3 protein-coding genes are annotated in these 2,163 nt (G+C 65.1%); 1 reads left to right on the forward strand and 2 read right to left on the reverse strand.

Annotated features, from left to right (window positions below; translation table 11 throughout):
- The first annotated feature begins 158 nt into the window (after positions 1–158).
- Positions 159–338, forward strand: a complete 180-nt coding sequence (locus ACO9S2_RS17620; protein ID WP_423723732.1) for a hypothetical protein — start codon at positions 159–161, stop codon at positions 336–338.
- Here ACO9S2_RS17620 and ACO9S2_RS17625 read toward each other — a convergent pair.
- Positions 330–1,292: a sigma-54 interaction domain-containing protein gene (locus ACO9S2_RS17625; RefSeq protein ID WP_105391481.1), complete on the reverse strand. Its 963-nt coding sequence runs from the start codon at positions 1,290–1,292 to the stop codon at positions 330–332. The genes ACO9S2_RS17620 and ACO9S2_RS17625 overlap by 9 nt on opposite strands.
- 432 nt (positions 1,293–1,724) lie before the next feature.
- A partial coding sequence (locus tag ACO9S2_RS17630) for an IclR family transcriptional regulator domain-containing protein (protein WP_423723733.1) occupies positions 1,725–2,163 on the reverse strand: 439 nt, incomplete at its 5' end.

Consider the following 2,163-nt stretch of genomic DNA (forward strand, 5'->3'; position numbering starts at 1 on the left):
ACTGGACGTTGCCGGACTGCGGCTCGACCTTTCCGGCATCGATCAGGAACTCGAACGCGTTATTCCCGACCACGAAATAATTCGCATAACTGGCCAGCAGCGGCCGTGGCTGGCCGGCCGGCTGCGCCGGGTCCGGCGGGGCGTCCTGGAGTGGCTCGATGACGTGCACACGGCCTCCTTGCATGGCGACGGGCGGTCTGTCCGTCGATCTTCGCAAGGAGCGGGCCAACCCGCGCGCGCTGACGCAAGCGCATGATTTGCCGTGGAATTTCCCGGTCGGACCGGAATGCGTGAAGGCTGCCGGGCTGTACCATGTGACAGCCGCGCTGTCACACTGATGCAGTGTTGCCGGCGTCCAGGTTGTACTTGGCCAGCTTGCGGTACAGCGTCATGCGCGACCAGTTCATCTGGCGCGCCGCTTCCATCTTGTTCCAGTTGGTCTGGCGCAGCACCGAGACCAGCCGCTCGCGCTCATGTTCGCCGGCGGAAAAGTCCTGCACGAACAGGCGGCGAAACGCCGGCGGCAGATCGCCCAGCCCGAACGGGCGCCCTTCCGGCGCATCGATGAACAACGCCTCGACCAGGTTGCGCAGCTCGCGCACATTGCCCGGCCACGGGTAGTGCCGCATGCATTCGAGCAACGCCGGATCGGGCCGCCCCACCCGCATCGCACGCCGCTGGTTGTGTTCGGCGACGAAGTGATCGACGATCGACGCGATGTCTTCCGGCCGCTCCCGCAGCGGCGGTATCTCGATGCGCGCGACGTTCAGGCGATAAAACAGATCGGGGCGGAAACGGCGTTCGGCGACCAGGTCCTCCAGTCTTTCATTGCTGGCGGCCACGATCCGGACGTCGACCGCGCGTCGGCGCAGCGAGCCGACCGGCATCACCGTGCGGTCTTCGAGCAGGCGCAGCAGCTTGGCCTGGACGGCGGGCGGCATCTCGCTGACTTCGTCGAGGAACAGCGTGCCGCCGTCGGCCTCGACGAAGCGGCCGGGAAACGCGTTTTGCGCGCTGGTGAAAGCGCCACGCTCGTGGCCGAACATCTCGGATTCGAACAGGCTGTCAGGCACGGCGGCGCAGTTGACCGCGATGAACGGCTTGCCGGTGCGGGCGCTGAGGCGATGGACGGCGGCGGCGACGCGCTCCTTGCCGGTGCCGGTTTCGCCGGTCACGAGCACCGTCGTATCGGTCTGCGCGACCTTCGCCAGATAGCGGCGCAGGTCGGCCATCGCCGGGCTCGTGCCATGCAGCCCGAGTGACGTCGCCTGAATGCTTCCGGTCGTGCTCATGTGCGCGCCGCTCGGCTAGCAAACCGCTGACGGGTTATGCGCAGCCCCGATTTTCATCGCCACTTTCCCCCCGCTGGATATTGAGGAACAAGGCAACCATCCTCGATGGCGATTGTCGGCACGCGTTTAATTAGTACTTGGCGATGCGTATTGAATGGATAACCGCGTGTCCCGGCGCCGGCTGATAATCAGTGTAGTGTCATTATCGATATTCGTACAACCTGCCGACTACCGGCGCTTGCGCACGAAATGCCGGCCGCCGATGCGCCGGCGCAAAAAGCGAACAGGCCATTTCACGAATTTTTCATAATGGCATCGACTGGCCAACGAGTTTGGTCCGGGCATGCCGACTATCCACGGCCGGGTTGCCCACCCCGCATCGTGCGTTATCGCATGCGCGGGCGCCGTGCCATACGAATCTCCGCGTTACCCTCAGCCCGTCCGACGCGCACTCCGCACCGGCTCACGCGCCGGCATCTCGACCGCAGATTGCATGAACCGCTGATCGACCGTCGCGGAGATGCGTCGTGCGGTTTCGCACAGCGCGACGCCGATCTGCCTGATCGACATCGCCCCGGCCTCTCCGGAGAGCGCCAGATATGGGCAAGCGAGGATGGCGATTGCCGAGCCCGACTTGTCGACGATCGGCGTTGCGATATCCGTGATGCCGGGAATGCGCTCATTCGGGCGGCAGATATAGCCGTCTGCCTGATGGGTCGGCAATGCTTCGTCACTGCGCGGCTGGTTCCACGACTCGACATCGTGCCCGACGCTCCGCAGCAATCGGGTTCGCACGTCTTCGTCCTGCAAAGCCAGATACATCTCGCCCGCGGCGCTGCCGTGCAGCGGAACGCGCGTGCCGGCCCGGACC

Origin of the sequence: Nitrospira sp. NS4 (assembly GCF_049546785.1) — a bacterium.
Taxonomy (GTDB): domain Bacteria; phylum Nitrospirota; class Nitrospiria; order Nitrospirales; family Nitrospiraceae; genus Nitrospira_D.

Excerpts from the sequence above, each read along its gene's own strand:
- ACO9S2_RS17625 (WP_105391481.1), bottom strand. The coding sequence starts at position 1,292 with ATGAGCACGACCGGAAGCATTCAGGCGACGTCACTCGGGCTGCATGGC.
- ACO9S2_RS17620 (WP_423723732.1), top strand. The coding sequence starts at position 159 with ATGACGTGCACACGGCCTCCTTGCATGGCGACGGGCGGTCTGTCCGTC.